At 37.0% G+C, this 22,083-nt stretch carries 15 protein-coding genes; 8 read left to right on the plus strand and 7 right to left on the minus strand.

Features of this window, described 5'->3' with window-relative positions:
- Nucleotides 1–3 precede the first annotated feature (3 nt).
- Nucleotides 4–2,136, plus strand: coding sequence for a peptidase domain-containing ABC transporter (locus AC1M9C_RS07505; RefSeq protein ID WP_481587242.1), 2,133 nt, complete (start codon nt 4–6; stop codon nt 2,134–2,136).
- Nucleotides 2,133–3,674, plus strand: a complete 1,542-nt coding sequence (locus tag AC1M9C_RS07510; RefSeq protein ID WP_481587241.1) for a TolC family protein — start codon at nt 2,133–2,135, stop codon at nt 3,672–3,674. Before AC1M9C_RS07505 ends, AC1M9C_RS07510 begins: the two co-directional genes overlap by 4 nt.
- Before the next feature lie 58 nt (nt 3,675–3,732).
- Here the strand turns inward: AC1M9C_RS07510 and AC1M9C_RS07515 are convergent, their stop codons facing one another.
- The 3 genes from AC1M9C_RS07515 to AC1M9C_RS07525 form a co-directional block, all read right to left on the minus strand.
- Complete coding sequence (locus tag AC1M9C_RS07515; protein ID WP_092767019.1) at nt 3,733–5,070, minus strand: CitMHS family transporter; 1,338 nt, start codon at nt 5,068–5,070, stop codon at nt 3,733–3,735.
- Between the two features lie 337 nt (nt 5,071–5,407).
- Complete coding sequence (gene paeA, locus AC1M9C_RS07520; protein ID WP_035267989.1) at nt 5,408–6,730, minus strand: polyamine export protein PaeA; 1,323 nt, start codon at nt 6,728–6,730, stop codon at nt 5,408–5,410.
- Nucleotides 6,731–6,871: 141 nt separating this feature from the next.
- Nucleotides 6,872–7,864 carry a LysR family transcriptional regulator gene (locus AC1M9C_RS07525; RefSeq protein WP_035268043.1) on the minus strand — a complete coding sequence of 331 codons (993 nt, stop codon included), beginning with the start codon at nt 7,862–7,864 and terminating at the stop codon, nt 6,872–6,874.
- Between the two features lie 681 nt (nt 7,865–8,545).
- Between AC1M9C_RS07525 and AC1M9C_RS07530 the strand changes: the two genes are divergently transcribed.
- Entirely contained in the window at nt 8,546–10,147 is a 1,602-nt protein-coding gene (locus tag AC1M9C_RS07530) for an isocitrate lyase (RefSeq protein WP_481953462.1), read from the plus strand.
- A gap of 194 nt (nt 10,148–10,341) precedes the next feature.
- The gene (locus tag AC1M9C_RS07535; RefSeq protein ID WP_481953463.1) at nt 10,342–10,929 is read left to right on the plus strand and encodes a 1-acyl-sn-glycerol-3-phosphate acyltransferase; all 588 of its coding nucleotides are present in this window, start codon (nt 10,342–10,344) and stop codon (nt 10,927–10,929) included.
- A 31-nt stretch (nt 10,930–10,960) separates the two neighbouring features.
- Here the strand turns inward: AC1M9C_RS07535 and AC1M9C_RS07540 are convergent, their stop codons facing one another.
- The 4 genes from AC1M9C_RS07540 to trpS form a co-directional block, all read right to left on the minus strand.
- Nucleotides 10,961–11,698 (minus strand): sulfite exporter TauE/SafE family protein, encoded by a 738-nt coding sequence (locus AC1M9C_RS07540; RefSeq protein ID WP_481588071.1) that lies wholly within the window; start codon nt 11,696–11,698, stop codon nt 10,961–10,963.
- A 169-nt stretch (nt 11,699–11,867) separates the two neighbouring features.
- Nucleotides 11,868–13,577 (minus strand): flotillin family protein, encoded by a 1,710-nt coding sequence (locus AC1M9C_RS07545; protein ID WP_481588072.1) that lies wholly within the window; start codon nt 13,575–13,577, stop codon nt 11,868–11,870.
- Between the two features lie 18 nt (nt 13,578–13,595).
- Entirely contained in the window at nt 13,596–14,234 is a 639-nt protein-coding gene (locus AC1M9C_RS07550) for a YqiJ family protein (RefSeq protein WP_481588073.1), read from the minus strand.
- Between the two features lie 387 nt (nt 14,235–14,621).
- Entirely contained in the window at nt 14,622–15,635 is a 1,014-nt protein-coding gene (gene trpS, locus AC1M9C_RS07555) for a tryptophan--tRNA ligase (RefSeq protein ID WP_481588074.1), read from the minus strand.
- A gap of 202 nt (nt 15,636–15,837) precedes the next feature.
- On the opposite strand from trpS, the gene AC1M9C_RS07560 reads away from it, so the two are divergent.
- The 4 genes from AC1M9C_RS07560 to AC1M9C_RS07575 all read left to right on the plus strand — a co-directional run.
- Entirely contained in the window at nt 15,838–16,761 is a 924-nt protein-coding gene (locus AC1M9C_RS07560; protein ID WP_035270406.1) for a DUF808 domain-containing protein, read from the plus strand.
- Nucleotides 16,762–16,817: 56 nt separating this feature from the next.
- Nucleotides 16,818–17,717 carry a KPN_02809 family neutral zinc metallopeptidase gene (gene ypfJ, locus AC1M9C_RS07565; RefSeq protein WP_035270407.1) on the plus strand — a complete coding sequence of 300 codons (900 nt, stop codon included), beginning with the start codon at nt 16,818–16,820 and terminating at the stop codon, nt 17,715–17,717.
- Nucleotides 17,718–17,922: 205 nt separating this feature from the next.
- Nucleotides 17,923–19,422, plus strand: a complete 1,500-nt coding sequence (locus tag AC1M9C_RS07570) for a cation:proton antiporter (protein WP_481588075.1) — start codon at nt 17,923–17,925, stop codon at nt 19,420–19,422.
- A 575-nt stretch (nt 19,423–19,997) separates the two neighbouring features.
- Nucleotides 19,998–22,083 (plus strand): Ig-like domain-containing protein (locus AC1M9C_RS07575; protein WP_481953464.1); only part of this gene is annotated, 2,086 nt, incomplete at its 3' end.

Consider the following 22,083-nt stretch of genomic DNA (forward strand, 5'->3'; position numbering starts at 1 on the left):
AACATGCAGATATTAGACAAAATTTCTCTTGGATTTGGACGGAAAATTCCAACCATTTTACAGACGGAAGCGACAGAATGTGGATTAGCCTGTATTGCGATGATTGCGCATTATTATGGCTATGAGTCTGATTTATTAACGTTAAGACGTCGTTTTTCAGTTTCTCAAAAGGGTTCAAATCTCAATCAGCTGATCAAAATTAGTAATCAGTTGAAAATGGTAACACGCCCATTAAAGCTGGATTTAGAAGATTTAGATCAGCTTAAAACCCCGTGTATTTTACATTGGGATTTCAACCACTTTGTGGTATTGCAAGAAGTCAGTGCCAATAAAGTCACGATTTTAGATCCAGCATTTGGTAAACGTGTACTGACACTCAATGAGGTATCTGAACATTTTACGGGTGTTGCATTAGAGCTTTGGCCAGATACTGAATTTGAAAAAAAGGAAGATAAAAATCAGATTCAGCTTAAAGGTCTAATCGGTCATGTTCGTGGTTTATGGAAGTCTCTCGGGCAAATTTTAATTTTGGCCTTAGCTTTGGAAGTTTTTTCATTAATTAGCCCATTCTTTATGCAATGGGTGATAGACCATGTGATCGTATCTGCAGATCGAGATCTCTTAACGATTCTAGCTATTGGCTTTGGCATGCTGATGTTACTTCAGCAGTTTATCGGGTTACTCCGTTCCTGGATCATGATGTATATGAGCACGCATTTAAGTGTGCAGTGGCAAGCCAATGTCTTTAATCACATGATTAATGTTCCTGTATCTTATTTTGAAAGACGATCCCTCGGTGACATTGTTTCGCGATTTGGATCAATTGGTAACATTCAAACCACACTCACCACAACGTTCTTAGCTGCGATTCTTGATGGATTAATGACAGTATTTACGTTGATTTTAATGTTTATATACAGTCCAAAGTTAGCTTGGATTGCAATTTTTACGATGGGCTTGTATGCCTTAATCAGATGGATTTGGTATGCACCTTTAAAACGAGCGACGGAGGCGCAAATTATTCATGCGGCGAAGCAAAGCAGTCATTTTATGGAAACCGTGCGTGGGGCAAAAACCATAAAACTGTTCCAACGACAAGATGTTCGCCGTTCGACATGGTTAAATCTTATGGTCAATCAAGTTAATGCTGGATTAACGACCCAAAAGTTAGGTTTAGGTTTCTCATTGGCAAATGGAGTCTTATTTGGTATTCAGAACATTCTAATTATTTGGTTAGGTGCCACATTGGTATTGGAGGGTAATTTTACAGTCGGTGTACTGATGGCTTTTATGGCCTATAAAAGTCAGTTTGATGGCCGAGTCGCAGGTTTAATCGATAAGTTTATCGAAGTTAAAATGCTTCAAATTGATGTAGAGCGTTTATCCGATATTGTGTTAACAGAACAAGAAAAATTATACGGCGATGCTGAAATCACAAATGTAGATCAGGTTGAGAATGCAATTGAGGTCGAAAATCTGCACTTTAAATATTCAGAAAATGACCCTTATGTACTCAAGGGGATTAGTTTCAAGATACCCCAAAATCAATCTGTCGCCATTGTGGGGGCAACAGGTTGCGGTAAGACCACATTGCTACATGTTCTGTTAGGTGTATTTAAACAGAATGAAGGTGAAGTCAAAATTATGGGGCGTGATTTTGAACAATTAGGATTAAATGCTGTACGAGATCAAGTTGCCACAGTGTTACAAGATGACATTCTATTTGCTGGTTCAATCGCAGAAAACATTTGTTTTTTTGATTCAAATCCTGACATGCAATGGGTACAAGAATGTGCAGCCTATGCCGCAATTCATGATGACATTAGCCGTATGCCAATGGGATATCAAACCCTAGTGGGGGATATTGGTAATATGTTGTCAGGAGGACAAAAACAACGAATTTTATTGGCTCGTGCTATCTATAAAAAACCAAAGATTTTATTTATGGATGAGGCGACCAGTAGTTTAGACGTATTAAAAGAACAAGAGGTCAATGCAAACCTCAAGCATTTGAATATTACCAAATTGATTATTGCACATCGTCCAGAAACGATTTCATCTGCTGAGCGGATTATCGCTTTACAAGATGGCGTGATCGTCCGTGATATGTTGACCAAGGATTTGCAACCTAAATGAAAATTACATACATCGCTTTCATTGTTGTTGCTGGGTCGCTATTCGGACATAGTTCGTTGGCTTATGCAGAGAGTTGGTTGTCAAAACTGACTCCAAATCAAAAAAAACAACGCGAGACTTTATGGTTTGATGAGCTCACGGCTCAGCGTAAAGCCCGCGAGAATGAGACAAAACGTAAGCAAATAGAACAACAACTCAATCAAAGTGTGTCACTTGATCTTCAAAATCAGAAAATGTTAAGTCAACCTCAACATTGTTTATCTCAAAATAGTCTCAAGAATGAACAGCCAATAGAACTCATTGATGCCATTGAACGTGCAGTTTGTCGTAATCCTGAGACAAAAAGTGCTTGGGTACAAACGCGTATTCAAGCTGCTCAGCTTAAAATCTCTAAAGCAAATTATTATCCTCAAGTGAATAGCACCTTGAATTACGATTGGTCACGTGATGATAATCAAGTAAAAGATCGTCCTGTTTTGAGTTATGACACTGACTTACGCCGTTACGGACTTGGAATAAGAGCCAATTGGCTACTTTATGATTTTGGTAGTCGATTTTATCAAGCAGAAGAAGCCGAAAAATTATTAGCGATGTCTTTGGCACAGCATGATGTTGCTTTGCAAAATATGATCATCAAAACGATTTCGACTTATTATCAAATTATTCAGGCTGAGTTAAAATTAAACAATATTAATGAGTTGGTTGTACTTGCAGAAAAAAACTATGAAATTGCAAATGCTCGATATCGTGCAGGTGTAGGTATCAAATCAGATGCATTACAAATGTCCGCAAATTTGGCGAAAGCAAAGTCAGATCAAACTAAATTTTTAGGTGATTTAAAAATTGCAAAAGGACTTTTAGCATCATTAATAGGTGAGCCTGCATACCAAAATTTCAAAATTAATAATCAGTTAAAAATTCCAAAAGAGCTAGATCTTAAACCGATTGAAATGCTCATTCAGGATGCTGAAAAAATGCATCCAAAGTTTAAAGCTGCACAGTATGATTCACTCGCAGCTGAAAATAAAATTAAGGCAATACAGCGGTCTAGATATCCATCTGTTAGTTTTAACGGTATTTATGATCAGCAAAAACAAACGAGTGACAGTTATGGCAGTGACAGCCAATCTCTACAAGCGGGTGTGCAAGTCAATTTCCCATTGTTTGATGGTTATAATCGAAAAAATCAAATTGTCGTTGCTCAAGAAAACCTAAAATTAAAGCAATTAGAGCAAGAAAGATTGAAGCTTGAAATTAATGCTGAAATCTGGAAAAGCTATAATGAGCTAAATGCAATCCATGACAATATTAAGGCGCTAACGATATTGAATCAAAGTGCTTCAGAAGCCTATGAAGCCGCCCAAGGACGTTATAAAGCGGGTGTAGGAAATTTACTCGAAGTGCTTAATGCTCAGAATGTGTTGAATGAAGCAAAAATGAATTATTCCACCTTGTTGACAGAGTTTTTAGTGGTGAGGTATCAACTTCTATCTAACATGGGGAACTTGAATATTTGGAATGAGACTCAAGCTCAATAAGCCTTTATAAATAAGAGATTGGAGTGATCAAAAAATCACTCCGAAACTAGAGATACGATTAAATAGCAGAATAGAATGGGAACATCCCAAATATTAATCCACTTGCAAGCATCACTAAGCACGTAATAATCGCCCATTTAATGGTAAATTTTTGGTGTTGACCAAACTCAATCCCAGCAAGCCCGCAGAGTAAAAAGGTAGATGGAACTAAGGGTGAGAGCAGATGAACGGGTTGACCAACAATCGATGCACGAGCCATTTCCACAGGAGAGATGCCATAATGTGCTGCAGCTTCAGATAAGATGGGCAGAACACCATAGTAAAAAGCATCATTTGACATAAAGAACGTTAAAGGCATGCTTAAAACGGCTGTGATTGGTGCCAAATATGGACCCATACTATCTGGAATAATCGCTACTAACTCTTTTGACATGGCATCGACCATACCCGTGCCAGTGAGTAAACCTGTAAAAATACCAGCGGCAAAAATAATACCAACGACATTTAAAGCACTACCAGCATGATGAGCGACTAAGCTTTTTTGCATATCAATATCACGATAGTTCACGACTAAAGCAATACACAATGCAATCATAAATAAAATAGGCATAGGCAAAATACCCATGACTAGGCTGGCCATCAGTGCAAGAGTCAATAATCCATTGAACCATCTCAAATGCGCTCGATTTGCCTCTGGGTTTGATGAAATTTGAATATTGTCGCCATGGCTAATATCCAATTCCATGATGCCTAATCTTTTTCGCTCCATTCGGCCATACATGGTTCCTAAAAAGTACAACCAACCAATGGCGAACAGCATCGGTAAAATCATAGGAACAAACACATCGCTAGGATCTACATGGAGTGCACTTGCCGCACGTGCAGTAGGTCCACCCCATGGCGTTAAATTCATGATTCCACTGGCTAACATCATGAGACAGGCCATAATTAAAGGGCTCATGCCTAATCGCTTGTAAAGCGGTAACATGGCAGCAACACAGATCATATAAGTGGTAGAGCCATCACCATCTAAAGACACGATCAATGTTAAGGTAATCGTACCTAATACTACTTTGAGGGGATCACCTTTTACCAATCTGAGAATAAATTTCACTGATGGATCGAATAAACCTGTATCAATCATGATGGCAAAATACAAGATAGCAAATAGCAACATGACGCCGGTAGGTGCTAACTTTTTAACACCATCTAACATCATTTCACCAAGTTCATTAAGTTGAATATGGTTCAAACTATCTACAAAAAAACCTAATCCATATGCAATTAGCGCAAAAAGAACGGGAATAAGCGTGAGTGCGACGAGGGGAGTCATACGTCTAGACATAATGAGGTACATAAAGCACAAAATCATGCCCAAACCAAGCAAGGTCAACATGGATCTATCCTTAGATTAGCGTTTTAATCAATATTGTTTCTATTACAGTATTTGTTATCTTCGAAAACGCCGACCATCTTAGAGAAATTTATGATTAAACTAAATATTGTTTAGAAAATATTAAAATAACCATAATTTTTATAAAAAATAGTAGTTAAAATTCATAAGTTTAGAATTTATATTTTGTGATTGGAGACATTAAACATGATTTTTAAGTGTGATAGTTGTAATAAAAATTGAGTATAAATTCTAATTTTAATAATTTTTGAAGGTGAAAAATCTCAAGTTTAATTAGATAAACTGAATAAAAAAATCCACCTGAGTGGTGGATAGTGTCTTATTCAACAGTTGATTCTAATTCTGCTTTTTCATCAAGTAATCTGGTCACGAGTAGTTGGTCAATTTTAAAATGGTCAACATCGACCACCTCAAATTTGTAACCATTAAATACCACACTATCAGCAGGACGTGGAATCTTACGAAGTTTAAACATCATAAACCCAGCTAAAGTTTCATAGTTTTCATCATCAGGCATTTCATCAATTTCTAATGCATGCTTGACATCTTCAATAGGTGTACTGCCTTCAATCAGCCAAGAATGATCATCCCGCTTGATAATTTGAAGATCTTCATCCGTTGGCGTAACCCAGTCACCCATCACGGTAATCATAATATCAGATAGGGTAATAACACCAACCACCAAGGCATATTCATTGATGACTACGGCAAACTTTTCTTTACTAGATCTGAAGCGATCAAGTAATTCTGATAGTGTAAGTGTATCTGGAATCGTTAATACATTACGGATAGTGGATTCATTCAACTGATTAAATTTTTGATTATTTAAAATACGAATCAAGATATCTTTAGCATCAACATAGCCAATCACTTGATCAATATTTTCATTGCAGACTAAATATTTTGAATAGGGAAATTCAGCCAGTTTTTGACGAATACTTTCTTCTGATTCATTGATGGTAAAGAAAACCACGTTTTCACGTGTAGTCATACTCGAAGGAACATTTCGCTCTTCAAGCTCAAATACATTTTCAATAAAGTGATGTTCTTGTTTTTGTAAGACACCTGCTTGTGCCCCTGCATCCATTACCGCAGAAATATCATCAAAGGTGATATTATCATCACGAGTAGTATTTACTTTGAATAAACGGAATAATAGGTTGGCAATTGCATTGATAAACCAAGCTAATGGACGACAAACAGTAATGAATACCTGAATAGGATTAATTAAAGAGACAGCGATTTTTTCAGGTGCAATCATTGCCAATCGTTTAGGCATAAGATCAGCAAATAAAATAAACAGTGATGTCACTAAAGTAAATGACAATGCAAAACCAATTGATTGTGACCAAGGACCATCATAGAAACGATCGACCAAAATCACAAAATAAGGTCTAAATGCAGCTTCACCTAAAATCCCCCCCAAAATTGCAATAGCATTTAAGCCGATTTGAGAGGCAGCAAAGAAATCAGCTGAATTCTCTTGAAGCGTAAGCACTTTTTGTGCACGATCATCACCAGACTCAGCCAAAATTTTCAGTTTCACTTTACGTGATCCTGCAAGTGCGATTTCACTTAATGATAAGAATCCAGCTCCAGCAATCAAAATCATAATGATCACGAAATTCTGAAAGAGGCTCACACGAACACCTTTGTTTTTAAATTATTTATGAGGAAAGTTTTATCACAAAAAACATAGAGGTAGTGAATTTTTACACTACCTCAATATCATAGTTATTGAGTAAAAAATTTTAAAGTATTGATTTAAATCAGCTCTACTCAATCAAAATTGTGAGAAGTGGGTATTGTTATTTGAAAGAAATTCACGATTTTCTTCCTCAGTCATTTGACGAGCAACATATAAAATCAACTGACGTAACCAACGATGAGCAGGATGATGATGTAATAGAGGGCACCACGCCATTTTGAGTTCAAATTCAGGAATGTAAAATGGAGGGTCTTTGAGCATCAAGTTTTGACTTTTAGCTTGTAGGCGAGCGATTTTCGTCGGTAATGTCGCAATGAGATCGACATTAGACGCTAATAAACCTGGCATTTGATAATGACGTGTAAATACCGAAATTTTGCGTTTTTGACCAATACGCTCTAAAGCTTGATCAATCCAACCTAAACCGGCTTGTTTCTCTGGGTTAACACCAAATCCTACACCCATCCCAGTTTTAGAAACCCAGATATGTTGCGCATCTAGATAACTTTTAAGATTCAAATTATTTACGGCAGGATGCTTATTATTCAGTAAGCAAGAAAAGCTGTCACGCCACACCAGAACCTGATGAAAACTTTGTGGTATTTCGTTGAAACGGTTGATGGCAAGATCAACTTTACCTTGTTCCATATCACGATAAGATACATCACTCGGTGTTAGAAAATCTAAAACAACATTTGGTGCTTCTGAACGCAGAGCCTTAACTAAGCGAGGCACAAGTGTAGCTTCAGCATAATCTGAAGTCATGATGCGGAAAACACGATTTGACGTATAAGGTCTAAATTCTGTTCGTGGTTCTAAGATCATAGATAGATCAGAAAGAGCATCACGAATACGAGGCTGTAGTTCTAAAGCCCTTTCTGTAGGAGTCATTCCTTCAGAAGAGCGAATTAAAAGCGGATCATTAAATAAGTTACGAAGACGACGTAAAATATTACTCATTGCAGGCTGAGTAACACCCAATTGTTCTGCTGCACGTGTAACATTCTTCTCTCGCAAAAGAACATCTAAGTAAATTAAGAGATTGAGATCAACCCGCTCAAGATTCATAAAAAAAATACCGAAAATAAATTTTTGAAATCGTGGGGAATTATGCCATAAGCGCTTAGGTTTGTGTGTTTTTATGCTGATTTTTTCAGCAGAATTTAACATATATTCATCAAATTTACGTTTTTTTTGTCATAAGACAGACCCTATACATTTATTTAAGAAATAGGGCTTTAGTTGTTTTTGAAATTACCATGCTATGTTCTAAATTGTCTTTAGGTTTATCTCAATTTAAATGCTTTATTGGTAATTCCATCAATATGGTTCACAGTTTAAAAAATATTCATTTAAAACTAACAGTTTAATAACGATGCTCTGTCAGAAAAGTCAATTGAAGGTTAAAATATAAAGATGTTTGAAGAAAAATTAAACGTAATTGTGAGCTTGATACTTAAGTCTAATGAATAAGAATCACTCAAATTGTGTTAAAAGTGTACAAATATTTATTTTATAAATTTTATTAAAATCAATAATTTATAGAATGGTATTTCATTTATATTACGACTTTAATCTACATATTTTTTAAATAAATACTGAGAATTAAACGAAAATATTGGATTAATTTCTAGAGTCAATCTAAGCTAAGTCTATAGCAACGAAGCGCTCTAAATCTGAACAATTAATACCGAGTAGATTTAGTCCTTCGATTGATAAATCCTAAAATTATATACAGGGTAAAATATCATGACTACATACCAAACAGCGATTGATGCAATCCGCGAATTAAAAGCAAAATTCGGCAACACTTGGGCAGACATCAGTCCTGAAGATGCTGCACGTATGCAACTTCAAAACCGTTTCAAAACTGGTTTAGATATTGCGAAATACACAGCTGCGATTATGCGTCGTGATATGGCTGCTTATGATGCTGATTCTAGCAAATATACTCAATCTTTGGGTTGCTGGCATGGTTTCATCGCACAACAAAAAATGATTGCGAACAAAAAATACTTCGGCACTACTGAACGCCGTTACATCTACCTTTCTGGTTGGATGGTTGCTGCACTTCGTTCTGAGTTTGGTCCACTTCCTGACCAATCTATGCACGAAAAAACTTCAGTTCCTGCATTGATCGAAGAAATCTACACATTCTTACGTCAAGCAGACGCAAAAGAATTAAACGACTTATTCCGTGCACTTAAAAAAGCGCAAGAAGCGGGTGAGACTGCTAAAGCTGCTGAAATCACTTCACAAATCGACAACTTCCAAACTCACGTTGTGCCAATTATTGCCGACATCGATGCTGGTTTCGGTAACGAAGAAGCAACTTACTTACTTGCGAAGAAAATGATCGAAGCGGGTGCATGTGCACTTCAAATCGAAAACCAAGTTTCTGACGCGAAACAATGTGGTCACCAAGCAGGTAAAGTAACTGTTCCACACGAAGACTTCATTGCGAAAATCCATGCACTTCGCTATGCATTCTTAGAAATGGGTCTTGACGACGGTATCATCGTTGCACGTACTGACTCTGAAGGCGCTGACTTGACTCAAAAAATCCCAGTGGTTAAAGAGCCAGGCGATATCGCTTCTCAATACATCAGCTACTTAGACACTACTGAAATTGATATTTCAGAAGCGCAAGAAGACGAAATCCTAATCAAACGTGATGGTAAATTACACCGTCCTAAGCGTTTAGCTTCTGGTCTATATCAATTCCGTGAAGGTACTCAAATTGACCGTGTTGTACTTGACTGTGTAACAAGTTTACAGAACGGGGCTGACCTTCTTTGGATCGAAACTGCAACGCCAAACGTTGAAGAAATCGCTCACATGGTGAACCGTGTACGTGAAATTGTGCCAAATGCAAAACTTGTTTATAACAACTCACCATCATTCAACTGGACGTTAAACTTCCGTCAACAAGCTTACGACCGTTGGGTTGCTGAAGGTAAAGACGTATCTGCTTACGACCGTGCTAAGTTAATGAGCGCTGAGTATGACAATACTGAATTAGCTGCTGATGCTGATGCGAAGATCCGTACGTTCCAAGCTGATGCTTCTCGTGAAGCAGGTGTATTCCATCACTTGATTACACTTCCGACTTACCACACTGCTGCGCTTTCTACACATGAGCTTGCAGAAGGTTACTTCGGTTCTGAAGGTATGTTGGCTTATGTTGCTGGTGTACAACGTAAAGAAATCCGTGGTGGTATCGCTTGTGTTAAACATCAAGCAATGGCTGGTTCAGACATCGGTGATGACCATAAAGAAATCTTCGCTGGCGACAACGCGCTTAAAGCGGGTGACGATGCGAAAAATACAATGAACCAATTCTCTGCATAAGCATTGAACTAATTCAAAAAAACCCTGCGTAAGCAGGGTTTTTTTATTGTTAATGAAATTATTTAACTAAATACATGAGCCAATTTAATTGATGTATAGATAGAAAAACAGCGGTAGTAAAACCTAATACATATTTTGAATAAAAGTAATGCCAAAGCTGTTACAATCCCGAAAATTTACATTTGTATATTTATATGTTTGAAAAATTTGCTGAACAGAGTTTAAATGCATTAGGTTGGGAAATTGATAACCATTGGCCCTTAGATTTAGACCAATGTGTCATGATTGCTGCACCACACACCAGTAACTGGGATGCTTTATACGCGCGATTAGCGCTCAAAGCTTTAGGTGTAAATGTCAGAATTACAATTAAAGACAGCTATATGAAGTTTCCATTTGGTCCTTTTGTCCGGGCTATGGGAGGGATCGGAATTAATCGCCGACCGAAGAAAGAGGGAGAGGAAAGACCAAGCATGGTGCAATTAATGGCAGATCTTTTTAAAGATCATCCAAAATTGGTCATGTTGGTGACGCCAGAGGGAACAAGGTCAAAACAAGAAAAATGGAAAACGGGTTTTTACCATGTAGCAATTACAGCGAATGTCCCAATCGCTTTAGCATATATGGATTACAGTCAAAAAAAATGCGGTGTAGGTAAAATTATTTATCCTACTGGAGATATAGAAGTGGAGATGGCAGAAATTATGGAATTTTATTCAAAGATTTCAGCTAAATTCCCCGAAAAATTTAGTGTTGACCAACGATATTCACACAACAGTTAATATATGGAGAAGGCAGAACAATCTGCCTTTTTTAATACAAGAAAATTGCGTTTAGGGTTAAAATAAAGCCTGAAAAAAACAATAAAGTTAAGACAATCGATTTAAATTTTTGCTCAGATATTTGATAAAAAATTTTTGCACCAATGATCGTAGGTAGGCTAACTGCAAAGATCAAAATCCACAAATAAGACAAGTGATTCACGTTAATGGTCTGGTTAAATAAATAGATGATCAAAGTAAACAGTTGGATGGCAAAATTAAAATGTCGAAGAATGTTGCGTTGCTCATGTTTAGGAAGTTGTTTAAGCATCACCCAAGCCGAGGGAATTGCACCACAGAATCCACCGAGCCCACCTAAAATTCCACCCAAAAAACCAATCAAGCCGTCCATCCTGAGTCTGGTATCTTTTAAACAATGTAGTTGCGGATTAAAGAACATGAGTGGGCACCAAATTAATAAAAATATCCCAAGTAGTAATTTGAACGTGTCTGCATTGATATAATGAAGCAAAAAAGTACCCAAAGGTACTCCAATTAAGCCAGCGATAATATAGACCCAAACGATAGAAGGCTTTATAAAGGTTCTTGGTTCTTTATACATTGAAATGATATGACACCATAGTGATGCACAAACGACCAAGGGGGCGGTGATCTGAGGCGGTAGAATCCATACCCAAAAAGACATCGCAATAAGAGCGAAGGCAAAACCTGTGAGTCCTTGAATAAATCCAGCAAAAATTGCGCCTAGAATAAAGATACATAATGTCATAAGGTGACTGCATCAATTGCTAAAGCAGGAGTAAAAGAAAAATGCATGAGATCGTCGGATAAGGAAAACTGATCAATCCTAAAATAATATTTGTTATCTTAAAAATAATAAGAACAGCAATAGCTAGCAGTAAAGCGAATAAAAGCCCTGAAAATCAGGGCTTTTATTATTAATTGGAGTTAGGTTTTAGGTTTTGTGTTAGACCGTTGATGTCCCCACCCTGAATACCAAGTTCACTCATTAAGCTGTCAATAAGAGGTGCTTGCGAACGATATCTAAGTGCGCTATTCACCACTTGATCTGAAAGTGCAACGGATTGTGATTGATCTGCTTGATCAGCTGAAGTTGTGGCGCCAGTAATGCCACCAAGACCATTCACTTGTAATATCTTGATATCATCAATATTTTCCATTGGTTTAACACTTTCACGGATGATTTCAGGCAAATACTTCAAAAGTGCCAAACGAATTTGCATCTCAACTTGTTCACTTGACAAAATATTATTTGCTTCATTGACTGCGCGTGTCCCTTCAGCATCGACTTGGTATTGTTTTTCTAAAGCTTGAGCCAAAAGAATTTTAGCATCAGCTTCACCTTTAGCTTTCAAGCGGACTTTTTCAGCTTCTGCTTCAGCCGCAGTACGAACAGCTTCAGCCTCATCTACAGCAGCTTGTTTTGATGCCTCGGCAGCCACAGTAATTGAAATAGCATCAGTTTCTGCAGCCTGTTTTGCAGCAACAAGTTCAACCGCTTTAATACGCTCAGCTCGCTGTGTTTCACGAACAGTCACAACTTCTTCCTCAGCTTTCACTGCTTGCGCACGAGCTTGGTCAGCAAGTGCTTTGGCTTCAGATTCAGCACGAGATTTCTCGGCAATCGCGATTGCGCGATCTTGTTCCGCAAGTTCAATGGTTTTCTTTTGTTCTACTTGCGCTTGTTCAATAATTTGTGCTTTTTGAATATTTTGATTTTCGACATCACGTGCAGCTGAAATACGTTTTAATTCAATTTCACGTTCTGCAGCGATTTGGGCTTCTTCTGCCTCACGCTTTTTGGCAGCTTCTTGTGTTGCAATTTCAGCAAGTTGTTCAGCTTTTCGAATCGAAATTTCACGCTCTTGTTGCATCTTTGCGTATTCTTCTTCACGCAGGATTTGAAGGCGTGCTTGTTCAGCCTCTAAATTTTTCGCTTTAATGGCTAAGTCAGCATCTTGTTCAATATCGTTACGTTTTTTTCGACGATCTTCAATAGTTTCTGTTAATTTTGTTAAACCTTCTGCATCAAATGCATTTTGTGGATTAAAAAATTTAAAGCTGGTCTGATCAAGACCTGTTAAAGATACAGTTTCGAGTTCTAAACCATTTTTGAACAGATCTTCTGAAACAACTTGTTGAACTTTCTGAACGAAGTCGACACGTTTTTCATGTAACTCTTCCATAGCCATTTCTGCTGCTACTGCACGCAGGGAATCTACAAATTTACCTTCAACCAAATCTTTTAATTCATTTGGTGACATGGTTTTTTGACCCAAAGTTTGTGCCGCGGTAGCAATCGATTCAGCTGTTGGCTTAACACGAACATAGAACTCAGCCATCACATCTACACGCATTCGATCACGCGTAATCAAGGCTTGATCAGCTGCACGTTTAACTTCTAAGCGAAGGGTATTCATATTGACAGGAATGACTTCATGTAAAACAGGGAGTACAATTGCACCGCCCCCTAATATAACTTTTTCCCCACCAAAACCAGTTCTGACAAATGAAACTTCCTTGCTAGAGCGTTTATATAGTCTTGCAATAATGGTTCCGATTACAACCAGCGCAATGAGAATAAGTCCTGCAATTATAATAATTTGATAAAAATTTGAACTAAACATTTTTTTCTCTAAGTTGATTTATTGTGAAATTGCTTGAAAGCCTTTGAGACTACGTTGTGTAAGTAAGACTTGCTGACCTTGTACGAATATTTCGTCAGCTTCAGGTTCGACTAAAATGTAATGTGTTTGACCAAAGCGATCTTTGAGTTTTGCTTGCGCAGGATAGTGCAGTCGAGCAGTGCCTAAAATGATTTCTGCTCGAAGTCCAATTAGATCGTCGCTATGAATTGCTGTGGTTTCATCTTTAGGGATGATCTGTGCTATCCATCTTGAGAATAGACGTACGAATGGCATACAGACCACAAGAACCAGTGAAGTAATGAGCCAGACTGTTAAAAATGATCCAAATACATGATGGATGATAGATTGGGCTAAGAAGCCAACAATTGAAAAGGTCGTGAGAAAGATGATCAGCCAAATTAATACAGGAATACGTCCAAGATAAAGCCAATCTAAAAATTGAATCCAAATACTAGATTGATGGTCAACGATCATTTCAGGAGAAGAATCTAATGAACTAGGTAGAAATTGCTCTAAAAATCCTTGACTACTGAGACCTGTTATTAATAGAAAGACTTCAAGAATGCCTATAAAAAACATCAAGCAGATACTAATACTGAAGAATAGGTTCGACGGATGTATAAACATGTCCCACATGGGTAGTCTCTTATAGATATTAGAATTTTTATCAAATTTTAATCAAAATAATAAAATAAAGTGACGTAATTATCAATTATATAATATTGATTTCATTTTGAATGGATTCAACATAAAAAAATACGCAGTGATTGGGGTGATCACTGCGCAGAACAACGAATCTGCTTACACAGTTTCGGTTAAGGAGAAATGTTATGAATTTTGGGGGTATTCATAACAGTAATTAAATGATATTCAATTTCATTTAGCAACTCATTGGTAGTCGGGTTAAAACGTGTAAGATTACGTTAATAAGTTTGATTGAAGGTTAATTTTAAATAGGCTAATAAATAGCCATAAAAAAAGCCGCAATGTGATGCGGCTTTAAGTGTGCTTATTTTTTAGGGATTAAAATTTAAAAACACCTAATCCAGCTTTAACTTCATCTAATGTTGCTTGCGTAATATCACGACATTTGTCAGTACCAGTTTTTAAGATATCCATAATATAATCAGGATCCTTAGCAAGCTCCATACGACGTTCACGAATAGGCGTGATCAACTCTTTTAGAACACCTTCAAGGCGTTTTTTGACTGTACCATCACCTAAACCACCACGACGATAGTGATCTTTAAGCTCTGCTACTTCTTCTGGTTTTGGATCGAAAGCATCTAAATAAGTAAATACAACATTACCTTCCACCTGACCTGGATCTTCAATACGAAGATGGTTAGGATCTGTATACATAGCATTTACCGCTTTTTTAATGTCTTTATCAGAAGCATCTAAAACAATTGTATTGCCCAATGATTTAGACATTTTAGCTTTACCATCAAATCCTGGTAATCGACCAACATTCGATAGCAAAGCTTTACATTCAGGCAAAAGCTCTTGCCCAATCTGACGATTTAAACGACGAACAATTTCATTTGTTTGTTCAATCATTGGAATTTGGTCTTCACCTACGGGCACAATCGATGCTTTAAAAGCAGTGATATCAGCTGCTTGAGCAACTGGATAGCATAAGAATCCAGCTGGGATGTCACGCTCGAACCCACGCATTTGTATTTCAGACTTAATCGTAGGATTTCGTTCTAGTCTTGAAACTGTGACAAAGTTTAAATAAAGCATGGTCAGCTCATTCAAAGCTGGCAAGCTTGATTGAACGCAAATTGTTGTTTTTGTCGGGTCGATCCCAACAGCGAGATAGTCAGTTGCAACTTCAATAATATTACGTCTAACTTTTTCGAAGTTATCAGCATTGTCTGTAAAAGCTTGTGCATCAGCCAATAATAGATGTTGGTGATGGGAATCTTGCAAACCTACTCGTGAACGTAAAGAACCGACAAAGTGGCCTAAATGAAGTTGTCCAGTTGGACGGTCACCTGTCAAAATAACAGGGCGATTATCTTGATTACTCATTTTCTATACCAAAGTCATCAACACTAGGGCTGAATTTTTAAAATTTCGCAATATTGTACGGCATTATTTTTTTTTATGTCAGCATAAAGCATCGAAAGAATCGAATTAAAAACGCCTTATTTGAGATAGTATTAATAATGTTGATACAGAATAAATTGAAATAGAAGAATAAAATTCCAAAAAACAAAGAAGGATAACAATAATGGCAAATAGTTTATTGGTGCTATTAGATGATATAGCCACCATTCTTGATGATGTTGCGCTGATGAGTAAAATGGCTGCAAAAAAAACGGCCGGTGTATTGGGTGATGACTTGGCACTCAATGCTCAACAAGTTAGTGGTGTGAAAGCCGACCGTGAATTGCCTGTCGTTTGGTCTGTTGCAAAAGGCTCATTTGTTAATAAATTAATTTTGGTTCCATTAGCATTATTAATTAGTGTGATTGCACCTTGGCTTATAAATCCTTTATTGATGTTAGGTGGATTATTTTTATGTTATGAAGGTGTAGAAAAAGTAATTCACTCATTACACCATAAAAAAGCTAAAACATCTGAACAGGCCGAAAAAGAACTCGAAAACTTAAATGTAGATCTAGCAACTTTTGAGAAAGATAAAATCAAAGGCGCGATACGAACAGACTTTATTTTATCTGCTGAAATTATCGTGATTTCATTGGGTACAGTTGCAGCAGCTACTTTTGGAATAAAGGTTGCAGTCTTGTCAGTCATCGCAATTTTAATGACGATTGGTGTTTATGGTTTAGTTGCTATGATTGTTAAAATTGATGATTTGGGATTTTATCTCGTCAAACAAACGTCTACATTGAAACAAAGAATTGGTCAGGGCTTACTTGCTTTTGCACCTAAACTTATGAAGACACTAACCATTGTCGGAACAATCGCGATGTTCTTGGTCGGTGGTGGTATTATTAATCATACCATCCCATTATTTCATCACTTTACTGAAGATTCAGTCGATTATATTGAACATATTCCAAATGTAGGCAGTATCATCGGTGCTTTAACCCCGACGTTCTTAAACTTTGTCATAGGTTTTATTGCAGGACTTATTGTTTTGGTCGTTGTTTCAGGAATACAAAAACTTTGGAACGCTAGAAAAGTTTAGAGTTTGGTGAAATAACGTATTATAAGAAGTTATATGATTAAAAAAGGGCTGAGATTATGCGTTGGAAAGGCCGGAGAGTAAGTAGTAATTTAGAAGATCGCCGTGGAGGTGGTGGGGCTAAAGCTGGTGGAATTAGTATTCTCGGTTTAGTTGTTGCATTTGTTGCTTGGAAATTTTTTGGGGTTGATCCACAACAAGCCTATCAGGCAACTAAACAAGTGACTTCTAATAATCAGCAACAAGCGATAGGGATTGAAAACCCAACACCCGAGCAACAAGAAACAGCGGCATTTGTTGGTACGGTACTCGCTGATACTGAAGATACATGGACCACCGTTTTTCAAAAACAGGGAATGCAATACCAAGCACCGAAACTTGTGATGTTTAGTGGTGTAGTCAATTCAGGCTGTGGAACAGCTCAGTCAGCGATGGGGCCATTTTATTGTCCTGCAGACCAAAAAATCTATATTGATACTGATTTTTTTAAAGATATGCGTCAGCAAATGGGTATATCGGGTGAAAGAAATCAATCAGAATTATCTACACAAAATGCTGCTGGTGACTTTGCACAAGCTTATGTGATTGCGCATGAAGTCGGACATCATATTCAAAATCTCTTAGGTATTTCAACTCAAGTCCAACAAGCTAGACAACGAGCTACTGAAGCTCAAGGGAACCAATTATCAGTTCGTTTGGAACTGCAAGCTGATTGTCTAGCTGGTGTGTGGGCAAAAGATACACATCAACGAACTCAATTCTTGGAGCAAGGTGATGTTGAAGAGGCAATGGATGCCGCACATAAGATTGGTGATGATTATCTTCAGAAAAAGGCTAGAGGACATGTGGTTCCTGATAGCTTTACCCACGGCACAAGCCAACAAAGAATGTATTGGTTCGATCGTGGCATGAAAACAGGTGATGTGAATCAATGTGATACATTCAATGCCTCAATCTAAATCTACCAAGCAGAATCGATTGATTTTTTTGCAAAGTTAAAACATGTAGCCTGCTAATGGAATAATTTATTAGGAAGGCTACACATCTTTAAAAAAAAAGGGATTGCGAGTAATCATTCTTTATATAAAATAAATAAATGGCTATAGTTTTTTCATTTAAAATTTAAATGATCTCATTTAAATAAAACATATCATAGAGTGCAAAATGGGCAACTTTTTTTTTCTCCAAGTATTTACAGTGGTTTTTGCCCTCTCAATTGCCACCACCATATTCAATAAACGAATTCTAGGTTTTCCCCAAGCGATAGGGGTGCCAATTGTTTCAGCAATTTTTGTCTTTATTCTACAATGGGCCGCCAATTTATTAGGGGATAATCGTTTTATCACCATTAATTTGGCGAATATTGAAGAAGCAGTACGTCATATTGATTTTTATGATTTTCTCGTAAATGGTGTTATTTGCTTCATTCTTACATCGTCGGCATTGAAATTTAAAGTGTCTGATTTAAAAGTATATTGGAAGCCAATTAGTATTCTTGCCACTATTGCTTTGGTTTTGTGTGCAGCATTGTTTGGTGGATTATTATTTGGATTTCAATATTTGATTGGTAACCCTGTACCAATACTCGTACTTTTATTACTCGGTTCTGCTTTAGGTGCTACAGATCCAATCGGAATCAAAGGGGTACTCAGTTCTGTACGTGCACCACATCATCTAATGGTGAAATTGGAGGGTGAATCACTTTTCAATGATGCAATGTGTATTGCTGTATTTATGACGTTGTTGAATGTGCTTGAAGGCGAGCATTTTAGTCTGTTGCTGACACTACAAACACTCCTTTATGAAATTGTGGTAGCTGTAATTATTGGTTTGGTATTTGGTTGGGGGATTTTACGATTGCTTCGCGGGAAGCATGAAATGGAATCATTAATCCTAACGACAGCTTTACTGGCTTGTGGTTCATATTTGGTTGCTTTATTTGCTCATGCATCAGCACCAATCGCATGTGTGATTGGTGGACTTATTGTTGGTAATAAATGGAAAGAAATTTTACAAAATCGTGAAATCCAAGAAGTAAATCACTTTTGGCATACAGTTGAAGGTATCATTAATTCTTTTTTATTTACTTTAATTGGTTTAGAGCTGTTTATTCTTGATCTTAATGCCAGCATGATACTTGGCGGTATTATCGCATTTGTAATTTTACATATTTCACGTTTTGCTGCGAACTTTCTGGCTTTTGCATTCTTCCCATCGTTTCGTAAGAAAAGCTATAACGGTAGCCTAGCAATTTTATCATGGGGGGGGGTAAGAGGAGGGATTTCATTGGCTCTAATTCTTGCGGTTGCTAATGTCCCAGAGTTAAGGCAATACAGTAGTATCTTGATTGGTTATACCTTTATTGTTGTTTTATTATCGGGCGTAGTATGTGGTTTAGGTTTGCCAGCAGTTATGAATGCTTTCTATTACAATCCTAATGAGGAAAAAGAGGGCTTAAAGGGACTATATCAGCGATTATGTAATAAGCTTAATCGTAAAGGATTTAAATATATTGTTGGTGAAGATAGTAAAGGTAATGAGATTATTACGATTTATAATCCTGAAGTGATATTAGATCGGACTTCTGATGATGGTGTGGCAATCGTCCATCATCCAGCTAAAGCTGAAGAGGTGAAAAAATTAGAAAATCCAGAAAATTTCTAAAAAATTATATTTAATTGAAGCAAGCATGATAGTGCTTGCTCTTTTTTTTATGAATTAAGCATGATCAATGCAGAAGATAACAGTGATATTGTTTAAATATTTTATTCAGTTACGCAGAATTTTATCGATGAAATATAAAATTAAAATGTGAAAATTACATCATATTTAAAGCAAAATTTATTTCTTAACTTACTAAAAAGTAAGTATTAATTTTCAATATAAAATGAAAAGTATACTAGTTTACTAACATTAAAATGCTAGGTGGACAAGTTACCGTATGTAGTTAAACTAAATATAGCAGAAATTATGATAAGTAAGCCTTTGAAATTTGGTGACCTGAAATATCCTAAAAGTAAGAAAAATATTAATTCTTTTGTCATAAGTGTTTGTAAATAAAGTATATATTTTGATTGTGGATGAGCGGTTACAAAAAGCTGATAAAAGACGCAAAATCTATTCGCATTAAATCTTAAAAATGTGATATAAATCTCACTTATAGATAATAGTGTCTATCTTTTTTGTATCTTAGATGTAGAAAGATCGATAAAAATAAAATTTATAAGTGAGAATTTACCATGGCTAATATCTCCGTAATATCTAAAGAGAGTCATCAGGTATTAGAGAATGTCAACTCTAGTCAAGTGGGGCTTAACGAAAACTCTGTAGTTGTCGTTCAAGTATCTAAAGATGATGTAGCTTCAATCACTCGTGATAATAATAATGCTCTAATCAATTTGCGTAATGGTGAAGTGATTGTGATTGAAAACTATTTCAATCCTTCATTTGCTGATAACAGCCTCGTATTCCAAGATGAAAGTGGTCAACTTTATTGGGTTAAATTTACCAATGAAGATGGCTCAATTGCAGAAACAATTCTGTATTACCCAATCGAAGAAATCGAACCTCTTCTTTATTCCGATGATTTTATCGGTGGTATTCTCCCTTGGTTAATTGGTGCTGGTGCAGCTGGTGCAATTGCAGCAGTCGCAGATAATGGTTCTGACTCTAATCCTACACCTAACCCTCAGCCAAAGCCAAATGCATTATTAAATGCACCAATCGTCATTGATGATGTGCCAGAGCATATTGGTGAAGTTGCTGATGGTGGTGTAACAAATGATGCTCGTCCAGAAATCAAAGGTTCTGGAGCTCAACCTGGTGCAATCATCAAAATCTATAATGGCGATGAACTAATTGGTGAGACTGTTGCATTGTCTAATGGTGATTGGAGTTTTACACCTGATCAAGATTTAAAAGATGGTATCTATGAGCTTTCTGTCACACAAACTGTAAGTGGTCAAGAAAGTGATAAATCACCAATTAAGACAATCACGCTTGATACTGTCCCACCATCAGACATCACTATTGATGAAATTGGAAATAAGGGTGAAACAAACTCAGAAACACCTAAATTATCAGGTGAAGGTGAGCCAGAATCTAATGTCGAAATAGAAATTAAAGATAAAGATGGGAACGTGGTTGATAAAGATACTGTTCCTGTTGATAAAGATGGTAAATGGGAATATACACCTGAGAAAAACCTGGATGAAGGTAAATACGAAGTTATCGTAACGCCTATTGATAAATCAGGAAATAAAGGTGAAGAAGAAAAACAAGAATTCAATGTTGACTTAACTCCTCCAGACATAGACATCGATCCAATCCCTACTGATCCTGAACCTGAGGGTTGGGATACAGCAACGAATCAATCAACTTTTGCAATTGCTGCAATCGCAAATACTCTTTCGGAATCGGAGAATAATCCAGTGACTACAACTAAAAATCAAACTCCTACATTTACGGGAACCACTAAAGATAGTGAGAGCGTAAAAGTAGTGATTCGCGATAGTTCAGGTAAGATTATCGCAGAAGGTCCTGCTACAGTGACCAACGGTAAATGGCAGTTTAAATCACCTGTAACATTAGCTGAAGGTGACTATAAACTAGAAGCAACAGCATATGACGCGGCTGGTAATAGTAAAGTCGCTACTTCAAGCTTTACTGTGGATATTACTCCACCTAAAGTAACGATTGAAGAGTTACCACTTACGAACATTGATGCGCCTACCTTTAAAGGTAAAACTGAAGATGGTGCAACACAAGTACGTGTTGAAATCAAGGATGCGGCTGGCAAGGTTGTTCAATCTGCAGTTGTGAATGTTGCAGCTGATGGTAGCTGGACATATAAGCCATCTAAAGCGTTACCAGATGGTACATATAGTGTCGAGGCTTCAGCTCGTGATGCGGTAGGAAATGTAAGTCAACCTGCTAAAACTGCGGTTGAAGTTGATACGATCGATCCAGAAATTACAATCGATCCTCTAGAAGATACTAGTGATACAACTCCTGAAATTAATGGTAAGACTGAACCAGGCGCAACAGTAAAAGTTGAAATCTTAGACAAAGATGGCAACCCTGTAGCAACAGGTGATGCGACTGTAGATCCTGAAGGTAACTGGTCGTATACACCGACTGAAGCACTACCAGAAGGTGAATATACAGTTAAAGCTGAAGCGAAAGATAAAGCTGGTAACGTTGGTGAAGCGACATCTAATGGCTCATTTAAAGTTGATACAACTGCACCATCTGATACCGATGTAACGATTGATCCAATTGCGGATACAAACGATACAACACCAGAAATCACAGGTACAACTGAAC

The organism is Acinetobacter sp. 24-47-39, from assembly GCF_056783825.1.